Source organism: Fulvimarina thalattae (assembly GCF_040239565.1).
GTDB lineage: Bacteria > Pseudomonadota > Alphaproteobacteria > Rhizobiales > Rhizobiaceae > Fulvimarina.
Map to the genome: position 1 here is coordinate 202,896 of NZ_JBEHWS010000004.1, position 24,525 is coordinate 227,420.

General features: G+C 60.1%; 24 protein-coding genes. 14 read left to right on the forward strand and 10 right to left on the reverse strand.

Annotation, left to right across the window (positions count from 1 at the left end):
- Position 1 precedes the first annotated feature (1 nt).
- Positions 2–2,194 (reverse strand): anthranilate synthase, encoded by a 2,193-nt coding sequence (locus tag ABRA89_RS07380; protein WP_349940804.1) that lies wholly within the window; start codon positions 2,192–2,194, stop codon positions 2–4.
- Positions 2,195–2,524: 330 nt separating this feature from the next.
- On the opposite strand from ABRA89_RS07380, the gene ABRA89_RS07385 reads away from it, so the two are divergent.
- Positions 2,525–3,856 (forward strand): MFS transporter, encoded by a 1,332-nt coding sequence (locus ABRA89_RS07385; RefSeq protein WP_349940805.1) that lies wholly within the window; start codon positions 2,525–2,527, stop codon positions 3,854–3,856.
- Positions 3,857–3,895: 39 nt separating this feature from the next.
- Here ABRA89_RS07385 and ABRA89_RS07390 read toward each other — a convergent pair whose 3' ends face one another.
- Positions 3,896–4,153 (reverse strand): hypothetical protein, encoded by a 258-nt coding sequence (locus ABRA89_RS07390; protein WP_349940806.1) that lies wholly within the window; start codon positions 4,151–4,153, stop codon positions 3,896–3,898.
- A gap of 247 nt (positions 4,154–4,400) precedes the next feature.
- On the opposite strand from ABRA89_RS07390, the gene hemF reads away from it, so the two are divergent.
- Together hemF and ABRA89_RS07400 are read left to right on the forward strand one after the other, a co-directional pair.
- The gene (hemF, locus tag ABRA89_RS07395) at positions 4,401–5,309 is read left to right on the forward strand and encodes an oxygen-dependent coproporphyrinogen oxidase (protein WP_349940807.1); all 909 of its coding nucleotides are present in this window, start codon (positions 4,401–4,403) and stop codon (positions 5,307–5,309) included.
- An 89-nt stretch (positions 5,310–5,398) separates the two neighbouring features.
- Positions 5,399–5,596, forward strand: a complete 198-nt coding sequence (locus tag ABRA89_RS07400; RefSeq protein ID WP_349940808.1) for a DUF1059 domain-containing protein — start codon at positions 5,399–5,401, stop codon at positions 5,594–5,596.
- A gap of 124 nt (positions 5,597–5,720) precedes the next feature.
- Here ABRA89_RS07400 and ABRA89_RS07405 read toward each other — a convergent pair whose 3' ends face one another.
- Positions 5,721–6,125: a YbaN family protein gene (locus ABRA89_RS07405; RefSeq protein WP_349940809.1), complete on the reverse strand. Its 405-nt coding sequence runs from the start codon at positions 6,123–6,125 to the stop codon at positions 5,721–5,723.
- Positions 6,126–6,723: 598 nt separating this feature from the next.
- Between ABRA89_RS07405 and ABRA89_RS07410 the strand changes: the two genes are divergently transcribed.
- Positions 6,724–7,329 carry an LOG family protein gene (locus tag ABRA89_RS07410; RefSeq protein WP_349940810.1) on the forward strand — a complete coding sequence of 202 codons (606 nt, stop codon included), beginning with the start codon at positions 6,724–6,726 and terminating at the stop codon, positions 7,327–7,329.
- A gap of 135 nt (positions 7,330–7,464) precedes the next feature.
- A complete protein-coding gene (locus tag ABRA89_RS07415) occupies positions 7,465–9,015 on the forward strand; it encodes a carbon-nitrogen hydrolase family protein (RefSeq protein ID WP_349940811.1) in 1,551 nt (516 codons plus the stop codon).
- Positions 9,016–9,022: 7 nt separating this feature from the next.
- On the opposite strand, the gene rarD is transcribed toward ABRA89_RS07415, so the two are convergent.
- The 4 genes from rarD to cysS form a co-directional block, all read right to left on the reverse strand.
- A complete protein-coding gene (gene rarD / locus ABRA89_RS07420; RefSeq protein ID WP_349940812.1) occupies positions 9,023–9,970 on the reverse strand; it encodes an EamA family transporter RarD in 948 nt (315 codons plus the stop codon).
- Between the two features lie 113 nt (positions 9,971–10,083).
- Positions 10,084–10,554: a GFA family protein gene (locus tag ABRA89_RS07425; RefSeq protein WP_349940919.1), complete on the reverse strand. Its 471-nt coding sequence runs from the start codon at positions 10,552–10,554 to the stop codon at positions 10,084–10,086.
- Between the two features lie 46 nt (positions 10,555–10,600).
- Positions 10,601–11,563 carry a prolyl aminopeptidase gene (gene pip / locus ABRA89_RS07430; protein WP_349940813.1) on the reverse strand — a complete coding sequence of 321 codons (963 nt, stop codon included), beginning with the start codon at positions 11,561–11,563 and terminating at the stop codon, positions 10,601–10,603.
- 220 nt (positions 11,564–11,783) lie between these two features.
- On the reverse strand, positions 11,784–13,226 hold the full coding sequence (gene cysS, locus ABRA89_RS07435; RefSeq protein WP_349940814.1) for a cysteine--tRNA ligase: 1,443 nt from the start codon (positions 13,224–13,226) through the stop codon (positions 11,784–11,786).
- A gap of 309 nt (positions 13,227–13,535) precedes the next feature.
- Between cysS and ABRA89_RS07440 the strand changes: the two genes are divergently transcribed.
- The gene (locus tag ABRA89_RS07440) at positions 13,536–13,718 is read left to right on the forward strand and encodes a hypothetical protein (protein ID WP_349940815.1); all 183 of its coding nucleotides are present in this window, start codon (positions 13,536–13,538) and stop codon (positions 13,716–13,718) included.
- An 83-nt stretch (positions 13,719–13,801) separates the two neighbouring features.
- Here the strand turns inward: ABRA89_RS07440 and ABRA89_RS07445 are convergent, their stop codons facing one another.
- The gene (locus ABRA89_RS07445; RefSeq protein WP_349940816.1) at positions 13,802–14,578 is read right to left on the reverse strand and encodes an SOS response-associated peptidase; all 777 of its coding nucleotides are present in this window, start codon (positions 14,576–14,578) and stop codon (positions 13,802–13,804) included.
- On the opposite strand from ABRA89_RS07445, the gene ABRA89_RS07450 reads away from it, so the two are divergent.
- From ABRA89_RS07450 to ABRA89_RS07475, 6 genes are all read left to right on the forward strand, one after another.
- The gene (locus tag ABRA89_RS07450; protein ID WP_349940817.1) at positions 14,548–15,111 is read left to right on the forward strand and encodes an NUDIX domain-containing protein; all 564 of its coding nucleotides are present in this window, start codon (positions 14,548–14,550) and stop codon (positions 15,109–15,111) included. The genes ABRA89_RS07445 and ABRA89_RS07450 overlap by 31 nt on opposite strands.
- A 47-nt stretch (positions 15,112–15,158) precedes the next feature.
- Positions 15,159–15,620 carry a TIGR02301 family protein gene (locus ABRA89_RS07455; protein WP_349940818.1) on the forward strand — a complete coding sequence of 154 codons (462 nt, stop codon included), beginning with the start codon at positions 15,159–15,161 and terminating at the stop codon, positions 15,618–15,620.
- Positions 15,621–15,724: 104 nt separating this feature from the next.
- Positions 15,725–15,985 carry a hypothetical protein gene (locus tag ABRA89_RS07460; RefSeq protein WP_349940819.1) on the forward strand — a complete coding sequence of 87 codons (261 nt, stop codon included), beginning with the start codon at positions 15,725–15,727 and terminating at the stop codon, positions 15,983–15,985.
- 66 nt (positions 15,986–16,051) lie between these two features.
- Positions 16,052–16,957, forward strand: a complete 906-nt coding sequence (locus ABRA89_RS07465) for a hypothetical protein (RefSeq protein ID WP_349940820.1) — start codon at positions 16,052–16,054, stop codon at positions 16,955–16,957.
- A gap of 170 nt (positions 16,958–17,127) precedes the next feature.
- A complete protein-coding gene (locus ABRA89_RS07470) occupies positions 17,128–19,047 on the forward strand; it encodes an ABC-F family ATP-binding cassette domain-containing protein (protein ID WP_349940821.1) in 1,920 nt (639 codons plus the stop codon).
- A gap of 201 nt (positions 19,048–19,248) precedes the next feature.
- A complete protein-coding gene (locus ABRA89_RS07475) occupies positions 19,249–19,935 on the forward strand; it encodes a hypothetical protein (RefSeq protein ID WP_349940822.1) in 687 nt (228 codons plus the stop codon).
- Positions 19,936–20,004: 69 nt separating this feature from the next.
- Here ABRA89_RS07475 and ABRA89_RS07480 read toward each other — a convergent pair whose 3' ends face one another.
- The gene (locus ABRA89_RS07480; RefSeq protein WP_349940823.1) at positions 20,005–20,457 is read right to left on the reverse strand and encodes a DNA polymerase III subunit chi; all 453 of its coding nucleotides are present in this window, start codon (positions 20,455–20,457) and stop codon (positions 20,005–20,007) included.
- A gap of 18 nt (positions 20,458–20,475) precedes the next feature.
- Positions 20,476–21,978, reverse strand: coding sequence for a leucyl aminopeptidase (locus tag ABRA89_RS07485; RefSeq protein ID WP_349940824.1), 1,503 nt, complete (start codon positions 21,976–21,978; stop codon positions 20,476–20,478).
- A gap of 271 nt (positions 21,979–22,249) precedes the next feature.
- On the opposite strand from ABRA89_RS07485, the gene ABRA89_RS07490 reads away from it, so the two are divergent.
- Both ABRA89_RS07490 and lptG read left to right on the forward strand, forming a co-directional pair.
- Complete coding sequence (locus ABRA89_RS07490) at positions 22,250–23,446, forward strand: LptF/LptG family permease (RefSeq protein WP_349940825.1); 1,197 nt, start codon at positions 22,250–22,252, stop codon at positions 23,444–23,446.
- Positions 23,443–24,525, forward strand: a complete 1,083-nt coding sequence (gene lptG, locus ABRA89_RS07495; protein ID WP_349940826.1) for an LPS export ABC transporter permease LptG — start codon at positions 23,443–23,445, stop codon at positions 24,523–24,525. Before ABRA89_RS07490 ends, lptG begins: the two co-directional genes overlap by 4 nt.

Below are 24,525 nucleotides of genomic sequence, written 5' to 3' on the forward strand. Positions count from 1 at the left end.
CCTAGGCAGCCTGCTCCCTGGCACGGCGTGGCAAATGCGCGACGACGTTCTCGATCATGCGCAGTCCGGCTTCGCCGCCGAGGCTCATTATGCTCTCGGGATGGAACTGCACAGCGGCGATCGGCTCGGAGCGGTGCTCGAAAGCCATCACGATGCCATCCTCGCTCTCGGCGGTGACCTCGAAGTCACGCGGCAGACGCACAGGATCGGCAAAGATCGAGTGATAGCGCCCGATCGTTACCTCGCCCGGCAGGCCCGAGAAGATGATTCCGGGATTGGACACGCGAATGCGCGACGGTTTGCCGTGATAGGGAACATGCAGCGTGCGCAGCTCTCCGCCATAGGCTTCCGCGAGCGCCTGAAGCCCAAGGCAGACGCCGAACACCGCGGCGCCGTGATCGCGAGCCCGCCGGATCGTCGCAGCACAGTCGAAATCGGACGGCTTGCCGGGGCCCGGTGACAGAACCACCAGATCGGGATCGATGCGATCGAAGATTTCCTGCGGCACCGGCGTGCGGACCGTCGAAACCTCCGCGCCTGTCTGGCGGAAATAGTTCGCCAGCGTATGGACGAAGGAGTCTTCGTGGTCGACGAGGAGAATCTTCAACCCCTCCCCAACCTTTGCGGCTGTCAGCTTTGACGCGCCCTCGTTCACCTTACCGGCATCGCGAATCGCGCCCAGCAGGGCAGAAGCTTTCAGCTCGGTCTCGGCCTCTTCTGCGTCGGGATCGGAATCGAAGAGCAGCGTCGCGCCGGCCCGCACTTCGGCGATCCCATCCTTGAGGCGGATGGTGCGCAGCGTCAGCCCCGTGTTGAGGTCTCCGTTGAAATGCACCATGCCGACGGCGCCGCCATACCAGGCGCGCGGGCTTTTCTCATGCTTTTCGATGAAGCGCATCGCCCAGAGTTTCGGCGCGCCGGTCACGGTCACGGCCCAGGCATGGGAGAGAAATGCGTCGAAAGCATCCATGCCGTCGCGCAAAACGCCGGTGATATGGTCGACCGTATGGATCAGACGCGAATACATCTCGATCTGCCGGCGGCCGATGACCTTGACGGAACCCGGATCGCAGACCCGGCTCTTGTCGTTGCGATCGACATCGGAGCACATGGTCAGCTCCGACTCGTCCTTTTTCGAATTGAGAAGCTTCAGCACCTGTTCGGCATCGCCGATCGCGTCCTGCCCGCGCGGCACCGTGCCAGAGATCGGGCAGGTTTCGACGCGCTTACCGGCGACACGAACGAACATTTCCGGCGAAGCGCCAACCAGGAATTCATTCGAGCCGAGATTGACGAAGAAGGAGTACGGAGATGGATTCACCGCCTTCAGCCGACGCGAAATCTCCGACGGCTTGTGCTCGGCCCGCTCGTAGAAGACCTGGCCCGGCACCACCTCGAAAAGGTCGCCGCGCCGGAACCGCTCCTTGGCCGAGCTGACCAGATCGGCATATTCGCCCGGCTCGTGATCGCCGCGGCCCGGAATCCGCTTGGCCGGCTCGAACCCGTCGTCGGTTCCGCCACCCTTTGCGTTGGCCGTAGAGAGCGAGCCCTTCGCGAAATCATAAGTCGAGAGCACAGCCGAAGCTGAATAGTGGTCGACCTCCAATACCTCGTCGGGCAGGTAGAGAACGAGATCGCGCTGATCGGTGGGCCGTTCGAGGCTCTGCTCGATCGGGTCGAACTGGAAGGCGAGATCGTATCCGAAGGCGCCGTAGAGCCCGAAGCGCGCGTCCTGATCGGTCTTGAAGAGAGCGACGATCGCGCGCAGCACCGAGAACACCGTCGGCATGCGCGAACGCTCTTCCTCGGTCACGGCGCCTGACGGCTCCTTGATCTTGAGCGTGATCGAGCGGCTATCGTCCGAAAGTTCGAACTTCGCGATATCGGCATGGCCTTCGAGGGCCTCGCCGATCATCGCCAGGAGGATTTCGCCCTTCCCGTTCAGCGCCTCGATCACCATGCGGCGGCCGGCGGAGGTCAGCACCAGCGGCGGATCGACGAAGGCGATATCCTGCTTGGTATAGCGGCCGGGGTATTCGTAATTGGAGAAAAGGACCGCGCCGCGACGCTTGTCGAGCTTGTCGAAATAGGGCTCGATCGCATCGGCATAGGGCACGTCTCGCGAGCGCCGCGTGATCTCGACACCGCCCTCGGTCGAGAACGTCTCGCCGTCTGCCGTCAGCTTGGTCGCCATTGCATTTGTCCTTCGTATCGCACCTGCGGCCCAGACCGGCGCCATAAGAAAAAGGCCGCCGGCGTTTCCGCAGCAGCCTTCGACAAAGATCCCGCACGAGGTCGATCGGCCGCCTTAGAGCGGACGCCACCAGACCTTCGTGATGATCGTGTTCGTTTCCATGCCGCATCGATAGCCGAGCTTGGCCCGATCGGCAAGATCGCGTCCGAAGTCAGGAGGGATGAGACATGCTTTCCAGCGCTCATTGTCATGGTATGACGTCGAGACGGATGCAGCACCGGTTGCAACGCTGCTCTTCAGGCAAGCACGAAACTTCGATAAGGTGGTTCCATGCTGAAAGTGTTGTCCGGTGTCTGGGCCCTTTTGATCGGTATCGTGTTCATCATGCTGGGCAACGGCATGCATTTCACGCTGATCGGTCTGCGCGGCGGCATCGAGGGCTTTTCAGCGGCCGAACTCGCTATCGTAACATCAGGCTACTACGTCGGCTTTCTTTCGGGCGCACAGTATACCCCTTCGCTCATCCGCCGCGTGGGGCATGTACGCGTCTTCGCCGCGCTTGGCAGCTTCATGTCGGCGGGACTGATCGCGTTTCCGCTGCTTACCGAACCCTGGGCCTGGACATTGCTGCGCGTGCTCCTCGGCTTTTGCATGTCCGGCATCTATGTCGCGGCCGAAAGCTGGCTGAACGAAGCCTCGACGAACGAGACGCGCGGCAAGGTGCTTTCGGCCTATATGATCGCGCAGACGCTCGGCATCATCGGTGCCCAGTACCTGCTTACGCTGGGCGATGCGGCGACCTCGGTTTTGTTCATTGGCGCCTCGATCCTCGTCTCGATTTCGTTTGCGCCCATTCTACTGACGGCTGCACCAGCGCCGAAGACCGAAATCACGCGGCCGATGTCGCTCGCCAAATTGTTCTCCAGTTCGCCGCTCGGCACTGTCGGCATCTTTCTGCTCGGCAGCGTTTACGCGACACAATCGGGCATGGGCGCGGTTTTCGGCACCCTGATCGGCATGACGGCGGCGCAGATCGCCCTCTTCGTTGCGATGCTGTTCGGGGGCGCGCTGCTGCTGCAATATCCGATCGGCTGGCTTTCGGACCGGGTGGACCGACGCGCCCTGATCTTCGGAGCCTCCGCCATCGGCGCGGGGTTCTGTGCCATCGGCTGGATCAGCGGAGACAGTCTGTGGCCTTTGATGGCGTCAGCCTTCATCGCCGGCGGCATGACGACACCGCTATACGCGCTCTTTCTGGCCTATACGAACGACTTCCTCGATGCAGAGAACATGCCGGCGGCTTCGGGCGGTCTGGTCTTCACCTTCGGCCTGGGCGCAATCCTCGGCCCGCTCGCGACCGGTTGGGCGATGGAAGGGATCAGTCCCTACGCTTTCTGGCTTGTGCTGAGTGGGACGTTCGGGTGCATCGCGATCTATGCGCTCTATCGCATGACCCAGCGTGCGACGGTCCCGGTCAGCCAGACTGACAGCTATATCGGCGTGATCCCGACGGCTTCACCGGTGGCGATCGAGGCAGCTGGTGTGTGGGCGGCAGAACAGGCGGAAGCCGAGCGGGAAGCGGAGGAAAGTTCCGAGGGCTCTGAGACCGAGGAAAGAAGCGCTGGAGACACCGACAGCACCGCTACGAAAGACGCAAACTAGCCTTCTACTGGCTGCGAGAACCGAGCGAAGCTGTTAAGCTCAATCGGCGGTCGGCAACCGGCGCATCGTGAATTCCACGGCACCGTCGTCGACCAGCCGCCAGCTCTCGACCTGGGTCCAGTATGCCGCCTTTGGATAGCGCTCGAACCACTCGCGCGCCTTGGTGCGGGCCTCGTCGCGCGGAAGCGTGAAGGTCTCGCGCACGAAATGCGCGGCTGGGTCCGTGCCCGCCTGCCGGTTCCGGCGCAGCTGCCGGCGCAGTCCGCTCAAGGGTGGATCGAATTGGCCGGCGGTCATGGCGCTCTGTGTCCTCGGCTGATCGATTATGAGACTTGGGATCGTTTGCTGCATGCAATCTAGCGTGCGCCAATCATGATTGCGAATCGGTGAACTCCTAGCTGGTAATCGTCGATCCGATCGCCTTGCGACGGCTGGAAGCGGTGAATTTCAATCAAGTTTTCATTGCCAGAGCGACATGCTACCGCCATACCCCGAGAACGGGTCCGCTTGAGCGGACCGCATTCAAGCGCGGACCGGAGAGCATATGGAACGGGAGAACCTGCCGGAGGGGCTGCCGGACAACATCGAGACGAAAAAGGCCACCGCCCGCGCCTGGTTCGAAGCGCTCAGAGACCGCATTTGCGCCGTGTTCGAGGATCTCGAAAAGGCGCACGGCGCGGAAACGGGCCTGGAGCCGGGGCAGTTCGAGCGCACCGAATGGAGCCGCGACAACGATGGCGGCGGCGGTGTCATGTCGATGATGCATGGGCGGGTTTTCGAGAAAGTGGGCGTCCACACCTCGACCGTGCACGGCGAATTCTCCGAAGAATTCCGCAAGAATATTCCGGGCGCCGACGAAGATCCCCGATTTTGGGCTTCCGGCATTTCGCTGATCGCCCACCTGCGCAATCCCAACGTGCCCGCCGTTCACATGAACACGCGCATGGTTGTGACGACCCGCCAGTGGTTTGGCGGCGGTGCCGACCTCACGCCGACACTCGATCGCCGCCGCACCCAGGACGATGCCGATACCCGCGCCTTTCACAAAGCGCTGCAATTCGTCTGCGATCGCCATTCGAAAGTCGCCGACTACAAACGCTACAAAGAGTGGTGTGACGAATATTTCTACCTACCCCACCGCAAGGAGACCCGCGGAGTCGGCGGCATCTTCTACGATTATCTCCATTCCTCAGACGAGGCCGGAGGGTGGGATGCCGACTTCGCCTTCACACGCGATGTCGGCAAGGCGTTCATCGTCGTCTATCCCCATATCGTGAAGCAGAATGTGGAGCAGCCTTTCACCGAGGCTGATCGCGAAGAACAGCTGATCAAACGCGGGCGATATGTCGAATACAACCTGCTCTATGACCGCGGCACGCTGTTCGGCCTGAAGACCGGCGGCAATGTCCAGTCGATCCTCTCCTCCATGCCGCCGGTGGTGAAATGGCCTTAGATATGAAATAGTTGGTTAGATATTCTAATAGAACCTTTTGTTTTCTCCTGCGTTATGAATGTACTAAGAGTCGATGCGGGAGGAAACCAATGTACGAACTTGATTGCACCGGTGTAATTCCGGGATGTGCTCGCGTGATCCGTGCGGAAACCGAGTCAGAAGTCTTCAGCCGCGCTGTCATGCAGGCTCGCCGGATGGGCTATGATCGACTTCCGGCGACGATGCTCGATAGCTTTCGTCAGAACATGACGGAAATTTCCGAAAGTTCTGTCAGGGCTGCGGGCTGAATAAGCCTCTATGTCTCAAAAACGGCTCGTCGTTCGCGGCGGGCCGTTATACGTTTGAATCAAGCAGCACACGGCTTCGGCACAGTCCGTCGGCCGTATTCCTTTCGAACCCAGAAGCGGCGCTTCACTTGTCTTTCAACGATAAGCGGGGGCGTGGTTCCGGCCGGGTCCAGAGAAAAGCGAGAACCATCGCGAAGATGGCGATCTGAGTTCCGAGGATCGCGATCGAAAGCCCGGCAAATCCACCGATCAGGACCGTTACGACCATGACCAGGGTCGCCAGCCATTTCGCCTTGCGCGCGATGGCGCGCTCGGTTCGCCAATTATGGATCGCGGGGCCGAAGCGGGGATGATCCAGCAACCACGCTTCGAGCCGGGGGGAACTTTTTGAAAAGGCGAACGCGCCAAGGATGAGGAAAGGCGTGGTGGGCAGCAACGGCAGGACCGCACCGATCGCCCCGAGCACGAGCGACGATCCTCCGACACTGAGCCAGAACAGACGAGCAGCATTCATCACGACCCGCGCCACCGGTTTCGACCTTGGAGATATAGCATATGGAACGCTGGCGTGTCGGCTTGGTTGCCAGGTATGATCGAACCAGCGAACCGAGCCTCTTTTGTACGCTTGGTTAAACAAAAGATCGTATCGATGAGGTCGTCAGTGGACTCCGTTCGTTCTTCGTCGCCGCTTAACGCTTGCGCTTCTCAGATGTCCGCCATCTGGCTGAGTAACGTCGGAGAGACGAAGCATCGGTGGGTCGGCTTGGCCATTTGTTTCGCCGTCATACGAATCGCGCTCATGCCCCAAACAGGCGATGAAGAGATCGATGACATCGGCGAACTGGTCATGTTTCATGCTTGATGCTCTAGCTCGAGACACCCCTCTCTCTAAACCAGAGTAGCGCAACAAAACTTAAGAGACACGCAATATTTTATTTCATTTTTATTGATTTGCATTGCAACCAGGGGGAACCTGATAAATTTCTACTCTCAAATGATCGGGAATATTCGTGATACTGACAAGCTTTTCGAATATAAAGCCGTCAACCATCGAGCCCGTCCACCTTTCTCGGATTCCGCTCAAAGCAGCTTGACGGCGGGACCGGCACAAACGACCTTCCAAATCCATGACAACGATTCGATCCATCTGCGTTTATTGCGGATCCTCCGCAGGACACGACCCAGCTTTCATCAGCGCGGCGCGCGATCTCGGTATGGCGATAGCCGAAGCCGGAATCCGCCTCGTCTATGGCGGTGGAACGCGCGGCATCATGGGTGCCGTTTCGGAGGGCGTGATCGCGGGCGGCGGAAAGGTCACTGGTATCATCCCACGCTTTCTCATCGACATGGAAGCGACCGACCGGGAACTAAAACGGCTGGACGAACTCGTCGTCACGGAAGACATGCACGAGCGCAAACATCTGATGTTTCAGCGATCGGATGCCTTCGTCGCATTGCCCGGCGGTATTGGAACGCTGGAGGAACTGATCGAGATCCTCACCTGGGGGCAGCTCGGGCGGCACGAGAAACCGATCGTGATCGCCAATCTCAACGGCTTCTGGAACCCGCTGAAGAGCCTCCTCGATCACATGGACAGCGAAGGCTTCATACACCGAGCCCAGCACGTGCGGCCTATCATGACCGCTGATATCGCATCGGTGATCCCGGAGATCGAAGGCGCGCTCGACCGGGCGTCGAGCGAAGGGCGAAGCCAGATCATCGAAAAGTTATAGGCTGGCAGCGAAGCCGAACCTGCACCGCAAACGCACTTTGCGACTGAATCACCGTCGCCTCACGCCTTTGCGCGGCCGATCGCGCACCTAGATCCCGGCAAACGACATCATTTCAAGCAGGACCACCGACAAGCCATGGCCGAAAAACGAGCGAGCCCGAAAATCGAAGTCCGCGTTGCGGAAAAAGAGGACGTCGATGCGATCATCGAACTGTCGGCCAAGGTCTTTCGCAACGAGACACCCTATACGCGCGGCATGATCCTCGGCCAGATGTCCGCTTTCGCCGAAGGGCAGTTCGTCGTCGTCTACGAGGGCGAGGTCGTTGGCTATGCGGCGACCATGATGCTGCCCGAGAAGAAGGCGCTTGGCCAGCACACCTGGGCGGAAGTCACCGGCGGCGGCTACGCGGCCATGCACGACCGAAAGGGTGAATGGCTCTACGGGATGGAGGTTTGCGTCGATCCGGACCGGCGGCGTCTGCGCATCGGCAAGCGGCTCTACGACGCGCGCAGGCGCCTGGCGACGGATTTGCATCTCAAGGGCATCGCCTTCGGCGGGCGCATTCCCGGCTACCGGCGGAACCAGAAGAAATACGACACGGCCGAGAATTACCTCGAAGCCGTTAAGAGCAACGAGGTGAAGGACCCGGTTGCGACGTTCCATATCAATGCCGGGTTCGAGCCGATCCGGCTCCTCAAGGGCTATTATCCCTCAGACAAAGAGTCCGCTGGCTACGGCGTCCTCATGGTCTGGCGGAACCCGTATTACGATCCCCAGCGCGAGGAGCAGCCGGTCAATCGTGGCAATCCCGACGTCGTGCGCGTAGCGACCGTCCAGATGAAAGCCCGCACTATCAGCAAGCCGCAGGAATTTTATGATGCGGTCGAATATTTCGTCGAAGTCGCGTCGGAATATGGCGGAGATTTCGTCGTCTTCCCCGAGCTCTTCACGCTGATGCTGATCTCCTGCGAACCGGAAGAGCTCGACCCGGAGGCTGCGATCCAGCGCCTCACCGAGCACACACCGGAATTCGTCGAGAAGCTCACCGAGATGGCGATCCGGCGAAACATCAACATCATCGGCGGCAGCCACGCGACAAAGACGGACGACGGCGACATCCAGAATGTCGGTTATGCCTTCCTGCGCGACGGCTCCGTGCACGCCCGCGAGAAGATCCATCCGACACCGAACGAGCAGACCTACTGGCAAATCCAGGGCGGCGATCCGATCGATGTGATCGAGACCGACTGCGGCCCGATCGGCATCATGATCTGCTACGATTCGGAGTTTCCGGAGATCGGACGTCGTCTCGCCGATCAGGGGGCGCGTATCCTGTTCGTGCCGTTCAACACGGATACCCGCCACGGCTATCTGCGCGTCCGCTACTGCTGTCAGGCGCGAGCCGTCGAAAACCAGTGCTACGTCGTCACCAGCGGCATGACGGGCAATCTCGGCAATGTCGATAATCTCGACATCGAATACGCCCAGTCCGGCATCTTTACGCCCTGCGACTTCCCTTTCGCCCGCGACGGCATCGCGGCGGAAGCGTCCGAGAACGTCGAGATGGTGACGGTCGCCGACCTTAACCTCGCGACGCTCTCATGGGCGCGCTACGAGGGTTCGGTGAAGAACCTGCGCGACCGCCGGCTCGATCTTTACCGCACGACTTGGTCGGACGGCGGCTAAGATCGCATCAGGCGTCTGACCGCCTCTCCCGCATGGGCGCGCCGCCTTGCGTACTCGCTCCCCGGCGGCGACGGCTTTCCGCCCTCGCCTGCCGGAAAAGCGTAATTGTGTAGAGGATCAGAGCCGCCCAGATGAAGGCGAAGGCGACCAGCTGCCAGAGGCTGAAGGGTTCGTCGAACAGGAAGACGGCGGTGAGGAAGAGCAGCGTCGGCACCGTGTATTGCAGGACGCCGATGGTGGCGAAGTGCAGGAGGCGAGCGCCGGCCGCGAAGAGGATCAGTGGCACGGCGGTGATGATCCCGGCAAGGACAAGCAGAATTGTTTCCGTCGGGTCGCCACCGAAATGAAGCTCCGGCACAAGAAACAATGCGGCAATCGCTACCGGTGTCAGGATCGCGACTTCGAGGAAGAAGCCCTCCGTTGCATCGACCTTCACCGTTTTTCGTAAAAGGCCGTAAGTGCCGAACGAGCACGCAAGAACGAGCGCGATCCAGGGCAGCCCGCCGGCCTTGAAGGTCATGATCGCCACGCCGACGATTGCGAGACCGATCGCGACACCTTGCAGCCTGGTCGGCCGCTCCCTGAGAACGATCGCGCCAAGCGCGACGTTGATCAGCGGGTTGATGTAATAGCCGAGAGCCGCATCGATCGCCTGGTTCGAGATGATCGCATAGACGTAAACACCCCAGTTCACCGAAATCAGTGTCGCCGTCGTTGCCGCCAGAGCGAAGGTCTTCAGATCCCCGAGATAGCCGATCGTAGGCTTGAGGCGGCCTTGATAGACCAAGAGGAGCGCGGCGAAGGGTACAGCCCACAGGATGCGGTGCGCCACGATCTCGAAGGGCGAAACGTGGTTCAGGGTCTTCATGTAGAGCGGAAGGACGAGTCCCCAGATGGCGTAGGCACCGAGGGCGAGGAAGAGCCCGCGGCGCATATCGGTCTCGGTGTCTTGCATCGGATCGGCCTTATCGGAAATCGTAAGTTCGACGGAGCCTTATCAGCCGGAACGAGGTCGCGCGCCTCGGTTTTGGTGATCGGTGCGATCACATAAAGTGATGATTCCGGCCCTCAGGCAGAATCCTTCTCATTTTCGTAATCCGGCTGGTCCGGGTGCTGGTAGGAAACGATTTCCGCCAGAAACGGCTGGTTTTCCGCGTCCTCGTCCGTCCGGCTTTCGGGCAGCGTCCCAAGGGTCGAGACGAAGTCGCATCGCGCTTCCACACCATGCTGCTTAAGGGGCGGAAGGGATGCCGGATCATCGAATGCACCGATGGTCAGGAATACACCGTCCGGAGCTTCGTAGCTCAGCGGCGTCCCGCAATCGGGGCAAAAGCCGCGCCGAGCGATGTTGGACGATGCGAAACGCTTCGGCTCGGCCTTCGTCCATCTCAGGCCGCCGGCATCCACACGCACCAGAGCAGCGAAAATGTTTCCAACGGCCTTCTGACACATACGACAATGACAAATATGGGCGCTCGATGGATCAGGCTCGCACCTAAATCGCACCGCGCCGCATTGGCACCCGCCGCTCATTTTCATGGTTTTACATCCAGAGACATCAGAGGAGGGACTGGATTGTATCGGCTCAGGAAGCCGCTGCAAACCGGTCCGAGGCAGCCAGCAGTTCCTGTAGTATTCCGGGTTCGGCGAAAGCGTGCCCCGCGCCTTCCACCATCCGATAATCGGCCCGCGTCCAGACCTCGGCCAGCTGCCATGAGGTGATTGCGGGGGTCACGACATCGTAGCGACCCTGCACAATGACGCCGGGTATTTTCGATAGCCGCACCGCGTCTCGAATCAGCTGGCCCTCTTCCAACCAGAGGCCATGGTAGAAATAGTGATTCTCGATGCGCGCGAAGGCGATCGTGGCGTCCGAAACGGAAGGTGTGCTGCGCGGCACCGCACCGGAGCGCATCATCACAGTTGCCGACTCCCATTGCGTCCAGCTCGCGGCTGCCGCCGCGCGGACCGACCGATCGGGGTCCGTGAGCCGCCGCCGGTAGGCACCGATGATATCGTCCTGCTCAGATTGCGGCACCTGAGCAACGAAACTCTCCCACTGATCCGGGAACAAGCGGTTGGCGCCCGTCTCGTAGAACCAGGCAAGTTCGGATGGACGCCCTGAGAAGACGCCCCGCAGAATCATGGCCGAAACCGTCTCAGGGTATCTTTCCGCATAGGCGAGTGCCAGCGTCGCGCCCCAGGAACCGCCGAACAGCACCCAGCGCTCGATACCGAGTTTCTTGCGCAGCAGTGCAAGGTCCTCGACAAGGTGCCATGTCGTGTTGGCCTCGAGCTCGCCGAGCGGCGAGGACCGGCCGCAACCGCGCTGGTCTAGGAGGATGATACGGTAGCGAGCCGGGTCGAAGAGCCTGCGATGCTGCGTAGAGGAACCGCTGCCCGGTCCGCCATGCAGGAAGACGATCGGCTTTCCGTCCGGATTGCCGCAGAGCTCGTAGTAGATCTCATGGCCATCACCCACTGCAAGCCGGCCCGTCTCATACGGGTCGATTGCCGGATATGCCTTGCGCTGCGTGTGTGAATCCATGAAGCGTCAGATCGTGTCAGTGTTGATCGGCCGGGTCCCTTTGCGCGCCTCCGTCACCTTCATAACCAAAGGTCGGCTATCTGCATGAAACTTCAAGCGTTCTCGATTGGCCTCAAGCGCATTTTATCTGTAGCCCGGACTTTAGGCCGGGATGGCTATACATTTACGCCGTAGAACACGCCTTGGATGCACGCCTTGCCTTCAACGATGGACCGGAAAATCAGCGCTTGAGCTCCCAGGTGGTGACCCGCTCTCCGGTTTCCGGGTCTTTGCCGTCCTTCAGCTGGATGCCCTGCTCCAACAACTCGTCGCGAATGCGATCGGCGTTGGACCAGTTCTTGTCGCGGATGAAGGCAAGGCGTTCCTCGATCAGCTTTTTCTGAACATCCGTGAGCGACTGTGATGCCACGGACAGATCAATACCAATCAAACGAAGGAAGTCTCCGGCCGCTCTCCGATCGTTCCCACTGTCTCGAAGATGTTCGTTCAACGCGGCCATTGCCGCCGAGATGTTGAGATCGTCCCAGAGCGCGGTCTCGACTGACTGCGGCAGCATCCCCTCATCTTCAACGGAACTAGCTTCGCTTGCTATCCGACGAAGAGAAGAAAGACGTGCCTCCGCCTCCTCAAGCCGCTTCACCGAAAAATCGATCGGCTCCCGATAATGGGTCATCAGCATTGCAAGGCGTAGGACTTCGCCGGGCCATTTGCGTCCGCCGAATTTCTCGGTGTGCAGGAGGTCGTGGATCGTGATGAAGTTGCCCTCCGATTTGGACATCTTCCTCCCTTCGACCTGCACATAGCCGTTGTGCATCCAGACCTCGGCCATCTTCTCCGAGCCACGGGCGCAGCGGGACTGGGCGATCTCGTTCTCGTGGTGCGGGAAGATGAGGTCGAGGCCGCCGCCGTGGATATCGAAGGTCCGGCCGAGATGGGCCTCGCTCATCACAGAGCATTCGATATGCCAGCCAGGCCTGCCCCTTCCCCAAGGCGAGTCCCAGCCGGGCTCATTTTCGTCCGACAGCTTCCAGAGCACGAAATCGCCCGGATTGCGCTTGTGGCTTTCCACGGCGACACGCGCGCCCGCCTGCTGCTCGTCGAGCTTGCGCTTCGACAGACTGCCATAGTCGGGCATGGAGGTGACATCGAACAGCACTTCGCCACCCGCCTCATAGGCATGGCCCTTTTTGATCAGCGTCTTGATCATCGAGACCATGTCGTGACCGTCCGCATGGTCCGAAACGAAGTCGGTCGCCCGTGGTTCGACCGTCGGCGGCAGGCAACCGAGCGCCGCGATGTCGGCGTGAAACTGCTCCGTCGTCCGCGTGGTCACGCGTTTAATCGCCTCGTTGAGCGGCATGTTCGGGAAGTCACGCGCAGCACGCGCGTTGATCTTGTCGTCGACGTCGGTGATGTTCCGCGCGTAGACGACGTGATCCTCCCCGTAGAGGTGCCGCAGCAGCCGAAAAAGCACATCAAACACGATGATCGGACGCGCATTGCCGATATGGGCGTAATCGTAGACGGTCGGCCCGCAGACATACATGCGAACCCGCTTATCGGCCTCTGGAATCGTATCTTCACGCCAGTCGCGCGGAGAAAAATCTTCTTTCTGCCGCGTCATCGTATTGGTCAGTCGGAGACCGCGAAAGCCTTCGCTCATTGGCCTTTATCCCGTGAAACATGCTTGCCGGATTGGATCGGGATTTGGGTAAGCGCAAACGGCGCCGATTTCAAACGCCGATCGCGTGGAACCTCGTATGAGAGAGATTGTTCGTCGGGCAGGAGAGAACGCCGCTGTCGTTAACCAAACGGTTACCCTAATAGCGGGCGCCGTGGCTCTATTGCCACGCCACTGGCCCATCACCTGTCATCGAACAGGTATTCCTATCGGGTAGGAAGGTTTTGCCCTCAAAGCGTCTCATTTTGGGAGCGGCTAAACAGGGCACCGAAACAAGCAGGCATGAAGGCCATGAAGAAGATCGAGATCCAGTTCCGTTCGCGGCGCGAGCGCGAACGCGAAATTCACCTGGAAAACAACTACCGCCAGCTCGGCAATCCCGGGCTTCTCACGGCGGCCCGGTATTGCGGCACGGGCCGCGAATCGGCGATCCAGACCAAGGTTCAACCCGTCCAACTGATGGCCGGCGAGTGACAGCTTTCGAGCGGGGCTGACAGCAAGCGGCGGAAAGCCCCGCTCTTCATATTCTGCGCGTCGGATATTGGAGGCGTCGCGGTCTAGATCAATTTCAGCTGTGCCCCGCCATCTCCGCCATCGGCGGACGCTTCTTTTTTCTTTCTATCCTGTGTGTCGTCTATGGGCTTTTCGATCGGTTCTTGAATCGCTGGATTCGAATTGGCGACCTTGTTGACCGCCGTTCCGATCGGCACGATCTCGAAGTCTTGTACGATCGAGCTGGCGATCAGATCGGCCACGTCCGACGAGTCGTACTCCCGACAATTCAACCATCTCTCGAATTCGCCCTCCTCCAGCGCGACTGGCATCCGGTCGTGAACCTCTTTTGGCGGGCCGGCTGCGGCTGAGGTTACGATCGCAGCTGTATCGATCTCACCGCCGTCCGGATCGATTGCGGTCTCCATGAGTCCGGCGAAGGCAAATGGCCTGCCGCTCTTCGGACGAAACAGGAATGGCTGGGACAGCCGGCTGTCCGTGCTGCGCCACTCGTAAAATTCGGTCGCGGGGATCAGGCATCGCCGATACTTCATGGCGGCCCGGAAAGAGTTCTTTGTCGCCGCCGTCTCACCGCGGGCATTGATCAGCAACGGGAATTTCGAAGTATCCTTCACCCAGGACGGGACCAAACCCCATCGCACAAGCTGAGCGGAGCGGTTCGCCCGGTTGGCATCGGGCCTATCCTCGCGCCCGCCGATCGCGATGACGATGGGCTGCGTCGGCGCGATATTGTAGCGTGGCGGGAAATGGTCGATCTCTTCGAGCGACAGAAATTCCGCGACAATTTCGGGTGAAGCATGAAGGGCAAAGCGTCCGCACATTCCATGAGGGAACAGCGGCTGCAGGATGCCGTCAAGCAGATTATCCCAGAACACAGCTTGCGCATGCTGGAGTCCGGATATTGAACCAACATCCCCAGATCGCCGTCTCCGCCGCTCTCTTCCGAGGCGATGATCTTCTCCTGATCGAACGGCAGAAGGGCCAGACGCTGGAAGGCCTGCTGTCCTTTCCTGGCGGTCGCGTCGGCTTCGGCGAAACGCTGAAACAGGCAGTTGCCCGTGAAGTTTTGGAGGAAGTCGGACTCGATCTCGATGAGTCGGGCCTCGTTTTCGTGACGAATCATGAAGCGATCTATGATGATTTCCACTTCGTCATCGTCGTTTTCGCCGCCGAAATCGGCGTGGATTCGGAGCCCGTTGCCGGCAGCGACGCTGCTGCGGTTACGTTTATCCACAGAAATTTAGTTGAAGGCCTCGAAGAGAACGGACGGACGACGCCGAAACTCGCACCGATCTCCCAACAGGCTTCGAATTTGTTGCGGCAAAAGCACAGTTCTGTCGAAAATGCTTCCTAGTCGGGGGCCGTCTTGAAATCGCCGGACCGGGTCTCGACTGTTCGCCAATGCACAAAATCTTAAGGTTCTCTCTTCCCTGGCTCCTGACCGCCGCTCTGCTGATCCTGATTCTGCCGATCGCGCCTGGCATCGCGCAGGAAGCGCCGCAGGAAGAGACGACCGAAGAAGGCGAAGCCGAGACACCTGACAATGCGGCTCGGCCAAGCGATGGTCCGTTCATCGAAGCAATGAGCCGGCTTTCCACCGTTCTCGGCTCGATGCACTTCCTTCGCGAGCTTTGCGGAGACGAGGAGAAGTCGATCTGGCGCGATGAGATGACCGCGCTGCTCCAGGCGCAGTCTCCCAACGATGCTGACCGTCGCCGGCTGATCGCGAGCTTCAACAGTGGGTATCGGGCCTACGAATCGACTTATCGCCACTGCACAGAGGCGGCGCGTGTCGCCCACAACCGCTACCAAAAAGAAGGTGCGAGCCTGTCGCGGGACATCCTCACTCGCTACGGGAATTAATCAAACGTAAACGATCTTCGCACTGCACCCGCGACAATCGTCACGTTCGTGGTAATAAATCTTAAACGGATCGAACGATCCGAAACGACAAAAGGGATGCCGTCATGCTCGAACTGCCAAAATCCGAACTCGACGAGATCATCCAGGCCGAGAAGAAACAGGTCGCTCTCGAGTACCACAACGAGGCGTGGGCCGACGGCATCAGCGAAGGCATCGAATCGGAGATCCTTGCGGAAACGGCTCTTTCGACGGCGATGATCGAACTCGTGCGCCTCTATGGCGAAGCCCATGCCATCGAAATGCTGGACGATCTACGCCAGCGCGTCGAGTTCGGCGAGTTCCGGGCGAACCGGACCTTTCAGTAAAATTTTCATTCGACAGCCGTCCCACAAGGGTGGCAAACGAATCCTCAAAACCCGCCAAGGAAGACGATGCCGCCTTCCATCAAAGCACTGCCCATTCTGGCGTTTTGCACGGGGCTCCTTGCCTCCGGGTCCGCTATAGCGCTGTCTCAAATCGTCGATGACGACGGGAACGCGACCGGCGAAATCCGCGATGGCATCGTCGCGGTGCCCTTACCGCCTCTTCCGGGAACCGAGGTAGGCGGCGAAGGAACGCCGGCCGTTGAAGAAGGCGAAACGCTCGATCCCGGCGAGTCGGGCGAAGATGATGTTCCCGCATCCGCTGATGAAACTGAAACACCTGCTATAGGTCCGGCCACGGACGAGACTCCTCCCACGGAAGAGCCGGAAGGCGAAGAGCCGGAATTACCTGTCGAGGAACCGGCTGCGGAGCCAGACGCGGATGCAAAAAGCTCTGAAGGCTCGCCATCGGCAGCCGCTGAAAAGGTCAAAGCGGAACCGCTGCCGGCTTCGCGCGTCAGTTATGACGCCGAAAGCCTGCCGAGGCCGGTCCGAGATCTACGGGCAAGACTGATCGACATTTCCCGAGGCGGCGAGATCGAAAAGTTGAGGCCTTACATCGAGACCGGTGCGGAAGAGACGGTGCTTTCCTTCGGGGGCAGCGTCGAAGACCCGATCGAATTCCTCAAAGCATCGTCCGGCGACGAAGACGGCATCGAGATGCTGGCCATCCTTCTGGAGCTTTTGCAGGCCGGCCATGTGGTGCTTGAGCCCGACACAGAGAACGCGATTTATATCTGGCCCTACTTCGCGCAGGCGCGGCTCGATACGCTGACAAAGCCGCAGAAGGTGGAGCTTTTCGAGATCGTCACCGCAGGCGACTATCAGAACATGCTCGATTTCGGGGCCTATAATTTCTACCGGCTTGGAATCACGCCGGAAGGCAAGCTCGCATATTTCGTCGCCGGCGACTGAACCGGCTCATCTAGGGCAGCGGCTTCCGTGCCTGCCCCCTCCGAACAACGCTCACTGATGAGAGCGGAACCTGCCGTCGCTGCCAGGACGCGATCACTGTCTCGGCGAGACTTCCGACGTTTTTCAAAGCCCTTCTTCACGCCGCTGCATAGCCATGGCAAAAGGCACCCATGCTGCAGATCAACGACCTATCCGCGCGCGTCGCCGGACGCCTTCTCATCGACCATGCGAGCCTGACGCTGCCGACCGGCACCAAGGCTGGACTCGTCGGGCGCAATGGCGCCGGCAAGTCGACGCTCTTCCGAGTGATCACGGGCGATCTTGCCTCCGAAAGCGGATCGGTAAGCATGCCCTCAGGCATGTCGGTCGGCCAGGTCGCGCAGGAGGCACCGGGCACCGAGGATTCGCTGATCGACATCGTGCTCGCCGCCGATACCGAGCGGGCGCACCTCATGGCCGCCGCCGAGACCGAGACCGACCCGCACAAGATCGCCGACATCCATACGCGTCTCTTCGATATCGACGCCCATTCGGCTGAGGCGCGCGCCGCATCGATTCTTGCCGGCCTCGGCTTTGACGATGTAGCGCAGGCCCGGCCGGCCTCGTCCTTCTCTGGAGGCTGGCGCATGCGCGTCGCCCTCGCCTCGGTTCTCTTTTCGAGCCCGGACCTCCTGCTTCTCGACGAGCCGACGAACTATCTCGACCTGGAAGGCACACTCTGGCTGGAGAACTTCGTATCGCGCTACCCGCACACGGTTCTCCTGATCAGCCATGATCGCGACGTTCTCAACAATGCCGTGTCGTCTATCGTTCACCTCGATCAGAAGAAGCTCGTCTTCTATCGCGGCGATTTCGATTCCTTCGCGCGGCAGCGGGCCGAGAAAATCGAGCTTCTCCAGAAGCAGACGGCCAAGCAGACCGAAAAGCGCAAGCATATGGAGGCCTTTGTCGCGCGCTTCCGCGCCAAGGCCTCGAAAGCGAAACAGGCCCAGTCACGACTGAAGGCGCTGGAAAAGCTTGAGCCTCTCCAGGCGATCGTCGAAGAAAGCGTGACGCCGATCGGTTTTCCCGCTCCGGAGAAGCAGCCCGCCTCGCCGATCATCGCGATGGAGGACGTGAGCGTCGGTTATGCGCCCGGCCAGCCCATCCTCTCCTCGCTCGACCTTCGGATCGATACGGACGACCGGATCGCTCTCCTCGGCCAGAACGGTAACGGCAAATCGACTTTCGCAAAGCTTCTTGCCGAACGGCTCGACGCCGAAGACGGCAAGCTGACCAAGGCGCCAGGACTGAAGGTCGCCTATTTTGCCCAGCATCAGATCGACGATCTGAGACCACAGGAGAACGCGATCGAGCACGTGCGTCGGCTGATGCCGGATGCGCCGGAGCCGAAGGTGCGCGCGCGGGTCGCGCAGATGGGTCTGCCCCGGGAAAAGATGGAGACCGTCGCCGACAAGCTCTCGGGCGGAGAGAAGGCGCGACTGCTTCTGGGCCTCGCGACACTGCACGCCCCTCACCTGCTCATCCTCGACGAGCCAACAAACCATCTCGACATCGAGGCGCGCGACAGTCTGATTCACGCATTGAACGAATATCCGGGCGCGGTCGTGCTGATCAGCCACGACCGGCATATCGTAGAAGCGACGGTCGACCGGCTCTGGCTCGTCGAGGGCGGTTCGGTGAAACGCTTCGAGGGCGATCTCACGGAATACAAGCGTCTGGTTCTATCGGGAAACAAGAAGTCCAAGGCGACGAAGATCGAAGCCGAAAAGGTCCCGGAGCCCGTCTCGGCCAAACCCGCCGAGCCCGCAGCGCCGAAGTCCGAGATGCGCCGTCAGTCGGCGGAGAAGCGCGATCGGCTGAAGCCGATGAAGCGCAAGATCGACAAGCTCGAAGCCGATATGGCGAAGCTTCAAAAAGCGGTTGCAGAAGCCGACGGCAAGCTCGCCGATCCGGCGCTCTATCAAAAAGATCCGGCGAAGGTCACCGAACTCAATCAGAAGCGCGCGGATGCAGAGAAGTCGCTCCGGGCCGCTGAAGAGGAGTGGCTTGCCCTATCCGGCGAATATGAAACCGCACTTGCCAGCTGAAATAGCGAACCTTTTTGACCTTAGGTCATTATCTGCCACGCTGTCATAACTTTGCAACAATTGCATTCTGTTTGCCGGCTAGCGCTTTGAAAACGCTGCGTTCAGCATGACATGGGCCAGCTTCTCCGCCCATTGTCGCCCGACGCTGGGGCTCAGACTCTTCACCAGCACTGAAATGAAATCTCTCCGGATCGGCATATCTTGGCACTCACAGACAAATGCCCGTCGGCGAATCGCGTCGGCACCTTCGTGTTCGAAGGCTTGGCAACAATCATAGGGCGCCGCTCCTTTCGCGAGATCGCCCTCTTTCTAGCCTTTGCGTTGCTGTGTCTTGGCATCGCGGCCATCGCGGCAGTGCTGCTCTATCCAATCGATACGCTGGAGATCGGCCCGGTTGAGAACGGGTGGTACGAAAGCGCACAAACCGTAGTGCTCGGACTGACCACACTCATTGTCTTGCGTCTGCTCGTGATCAGCTGGCACGAGATCTTCTACTTCTCGGCGGGCCTTGCCATGCTGCTTCCGCTCGCCATGGTCCGCGAGACCCCGCGTTGCGGCTCGCACTACTATGACGGCGGCGCCTGCCTGACCGAGGACGGCAAAGTGCTTACAGTCAGCATTGCAATCGCAGTGGTCATCGCCATTCTCGCCATTCGCCGTGTTCCGGTGGCCAAAGCGTGGCGCGAATTGACCTTCTTCTACGCGGTTCCTGCGGCCTTCAGTGTCTCCATGCTGATCGGCTCTGAGATATTTGGAAAGCTCGTCTATGTCTGGGCCGAGGAAACTCTGGAGTTCGCAGCCTACCTCAATCTGCTCGGACTCGCAGTGGCTGTGAGCATATGGCCCAAATGGTTCATCGCCGCGAGCGATGAGCATTCCGGCGATTGATCTCACTGACCGACTACCGCCTCCTCAACTGATCTTAAAAAACAGTCGCCGACAGACCGATGTTCGGAATCAGCCTTTTTTGACCCAGCGTCTATCTTCGGTCTGCTGCCAGTAAGTCAGGTCATGGCCGGCAGCCTTTTCGGCCTTCCAGCGCTCGCGGGCATGAGACATCTGATCGTTGTCAAACGCATCGAACATATAGATGCCGCGGACATACCCGTCGAGATCGCCGGGCGTCGCGCCGTCGACCATGAAACGCACATCAGGCCTGTTCGCTTCCTGCTCCGTAGATGTCGTCAGCAGGATCGGCTGGCTTTCCGGATGGCCTTCCACATCCGTCCCGTGCGGAAGGAAACTGTCGTCACGAAAAGTCCAGAGGACGTTGTCGAGACCGTCCCGCCGCTCGTCACTCGCACACTGAACGACCACGCGCCATCCACGCGAGAGCGAGCGCTGGAGGAGGTCCGGCAGGGCCTCCTCCAAGCGGCTTTCGGTGAGGTGATAGAAGAGGACTTCCGCCACCTGAAATGCCCCTCCGCCTCAGCGGGCTTCGTAGTGGTCGCGGACCAGGCGCTCGAGCAGACGCACGCCAAATCCCGAAGCCCAGGACTGGTTGTAGGCGTTGGACGGAGAGCCCATTGCCGTACCCGCAATGTCGAGATGGGCCCATGGCACATCGTTGACGAAGCGCTGCAAGAACTGTGCCGCCGTAATCGAGCCCGCGGCGCGTCCGCCGCCGATATTCTTGATGTCGGCGAACTTGCCCTCGATCATCTTGTCGTATTCAGGCGCGAGCGGCAGGCGCCAAACCTTCTCACCGCTCACCGTTCCCGCCGAGAACAGGCGATCGGCCAGCTCATCGTTGTTTGAGAACAGCCCGGCCTGATGATTGCCGAGCGCGACAACGATCGCACCAGTCAGGGTCGCGAGATTGACCATGAATTTCGGCCTGAAACGATCCTGGCAGTACCAGAGGGCGTCCGCGAGAACGAGACGGCCTTCCGCATCGGTGTTCAGGACCTCGATCGTGGTCCCGGACATCGCGGTCACGATGTCGCCAGGTCTCTGGGCATTGCCGTCGACTGAATTCTCGACGAGACCGATGATGCCGATCGCGTTGACCTTCGCCTTTCGGGCGGCGAGCGCGTGCATGACTCCGACGACGGCGGCTGAACCGCCCATATCGCCCTTCATCTCATCCATGGACCCGGCCGGCTTGATCGAGATGCCGCCGGTATCAAAGACGACGCCCTTCCCGACGAAGGCGATGGGCTGCTCGCCTTCTTCACCGCCATTCCAGCGCATGACGACGAGGCGCGGCGGGCGCGGCGAGCCCTGCGCGACGCCCAGCAAAGCGTACATCTTGAGGTCTTCGAGCTCGCTCTGTCCGAGAACTTCGACCTCGACGCCGACGTCTTTCAGCTGCTCCGCCCGTTCGGCATATTCCACGGGACCGAGGATGTTTGCGGGTTCGTTAACCAGATCGCGGGCGAGCATCGTGCCGTCGCTCAGGGCGCGCTCGGCTTCGTAGGCCTGTTCCGCCGCGGCGACGTCTGAGACGAGGATTGTGATGTCGGACGCCGGCGTCTCGCCTTCTTCGCCCTCGTCATCTTTCTTCTTTTTCGTCTTGTAGCGGTCGAATTCATAAGCACGCAGGCGCATGCCAGCAGCGATCGTTGCAGATTCTTCGGCAGAAATCGGCCGATCACCCGCAACAGTCGTGGAGATGGTGACCTTTTCGGCGCCCTTCGTAGCCGCTGCGATCGTACCGCCGAGCTTCAGCCAGTCTTCCTCGACCGGCTCGCGGTCGTGATGCGTGCCGAGAACCAGCAGGCGATCGACATCAATCGCGGAGGGAGAGACGAGATCGAGCTTGGCGAGCGCCTTCCCCTTGAAGCGGCTTGCGGTTGCGGCCTTGGCGACGAAATCGCGAAGCGCGGCATGGTCGTCGGCAAGGCTCGCATCCTCGCCGCCGAGAATGACGAAAACCCCCTCTGCTTTTTCGTCGATATTCGCAAATCGGATATTCGGAAGGCTCGCCATGTCGGGTCCAGTTTATGAGGGCATGAGAAGGATCGCCGGGCCGGAGCCGGCGCTTGTGCGGAATGCCTATCATGGTCCTCGATCAAGAGAAAACCAGACTCCGGCTTTGCAGAGTGGGCAAATGTCGCGTTAAGGACGTTCGTTCGCCGAATATTAGCTTAAATGCGATACGTTCCGGTAAGGTTGAGGGCAGCCCATGCATTGCCCTCGGGGTCGCAATTTGGACGCGTTGACGTTTGAAACACGCCGGTGAACTTGCAGCAGAGGCCGGATGACCCTCATTGAACGATACATCTTCCGACGTGCCCTCACGTCTTCGGTCGGTTCCCTCCTCTCGCTCGCACTCATCGTCTGGATCGTTCAGGCTCTTTCGCGAATCGACATAGTTAAGACCAGCGCGTCCGCTGCCGGCAACATTCTCTGGATCGCCCTGATGCTATTGCCGGATCTGGCGGCCGGCGTCGTGCCCTTCGCGATTCTCCTCGGCTCGATTCAGGTTCTGAATGCCCTTAACGCCGACTCCGAACGCGCGGTGATCGCGGCGTCCGGCGCGTCCATGCGGGTCATTTTGAAGCCGATCCTTTACCTCGGTTTTGCGGGCGCCCTTCTCGTCTTGACGGTCGCTCACGGCATCGGCCCTCTGGCTTCGAGCGCCTTCTATAACGGCGTGCGCTCGATCAATGTCGATACGATCACGCTGTTTCTGAGACCGGGCCGCTTCGAGCGGATCTCGTCCGATCTCGTAATTTCGGTCGGCAAGACCAATGGCTCGATGATCGAGAGCCTGTTCATTCAGGACACCCGCGACCCCAATCTTGATCTCACCTATTTCGCGGCGGAAGCCTCGATACTCGATACGGACGATCAGTCGGTGCTGATGCTGTTCGACGGACAACTCCACCGAAAGCCAAAACGCGGCAATTCGGTCTCCGTCATCGAGTTCCAGACATACGCCTTCGATCTGTCGGACCTGAAGCCTTCGGATAAGGATGACTGGACGCGGACCTCGGAACTCTCGACCCTCACTCTCGTCGACCCTGATCCTGACGACAAGATCTTCCAAAAGACACCGGGGCGCTACATCGAAGAAGCAACTGACCGGTTCACCTCCTGGCTCTATTGCATCGCTTTCGCGCTTTGGGCCGTCGTTGTCGCAGGCCAGCCGCAGACAAACCGGCAGGCGTCGAACGCGGCGATGACCCTCGGTCTAGCCGGCGCTGTCGGGCTAAAGGCGGCCGCATTCCTTGCCTTGAGCATGATCACGGATAATCCGATCATGGCGATTTTCGCCTATGCGCTGCCGCTTGCGGCGTGTCTCTTCAACATCATTCTGATCTCGCGTGGCACGAATATCGCCCAGACACCGATCATCCAGACAGTCTTCGACCTGCCCCGAAAGCTGCTCGCTTTCGTCCGAAAAAACCTGACATCACGTCCGCCCCGCCGACGCGAGGGCACCGCGCGATGAACCGCTGGACCCTCAACCGCTACTTCTTCAGGCTGTATCTCTTCAATTTTTTCTCGACGCTGATCGCAATCAGCGCGCTGATCTTTCTCATAGATCTCGTGGAACTGGGCCGGAGATCGGTTCTGGCCGATGGGTCATTTGGCCTGCTGCTCGCCTTCTCCGCACTGCGGGTTCCGTCCTTTATGGAGCAGGCCTTTCCCTTCATCATTCTTTTTTCGTCGATCTTCACGCTGATCTCGCTCAACCGGAAGCTGGAACTCGTGGTCGCGCGAGCGGCCGGCGTCTCGACCTGGCAGATTCTCATTCCGTTTATCGCCGGCTCGCTGTTCCTCGGCCTCCTTGCGACATTCGCCTACAACCCGCTTGCGGCGATGGCCAAGGCGACAGCGGCGAATATCGAGGCGACCGCGCAAGGCAGAGAGCCTGCGTCAACGGCTCTGCAGACGCCGTGGCTACGCCAGCAAGCCGAGGGCGTAACGTCCATTATCGGGGCCAAACAGGTGGCCGAGAACGGCCGCGTCCTCTCCAACGTGTCGGCTTTCGTGATGGCTGACGATGGATCCGTGGAGACAAGAATCGATGCTCCGCGCGCCACATTGGGGAACCAGGAATGGGTTTTGCTGCGGCCAAGAGTGACGCGGATTGGTTACACTCCGCGTGATCTCGTCGAGTACCGCCTCCCGACAAGCCTCAGACCGGAGTATATCGAGCAGAGATTGGCCGATCCCGAAACGATTTCGATTTGGGACCTCGGTTCGAAGATAGATGTCGCCGCGAGCTTGGGTTTTAACTCCATGGCATTCTCCATGCAGTATCATACGCTCATCGCACAGCCTGCGCTGTTCGTGGCGATGACACTTCTGGCGGCGACCGTGGCCACGCGTTTCTCCCGAACCGCGCAGCCTGGGCGGGTATTTGTTGGTGGAGTGCTCGCCGGTTTTGTGTTGTACGTCGTGACGTTCTTGGCAAAAGCCCTGGGCAGCAATGACGTCGTACCACCAATCATCGCGGCGTGGTTTCCAGTCCTGGCCGCGGGACTGTTCGGCGTAACGATCCTGCTGCACCAGGAGGATGGGTAG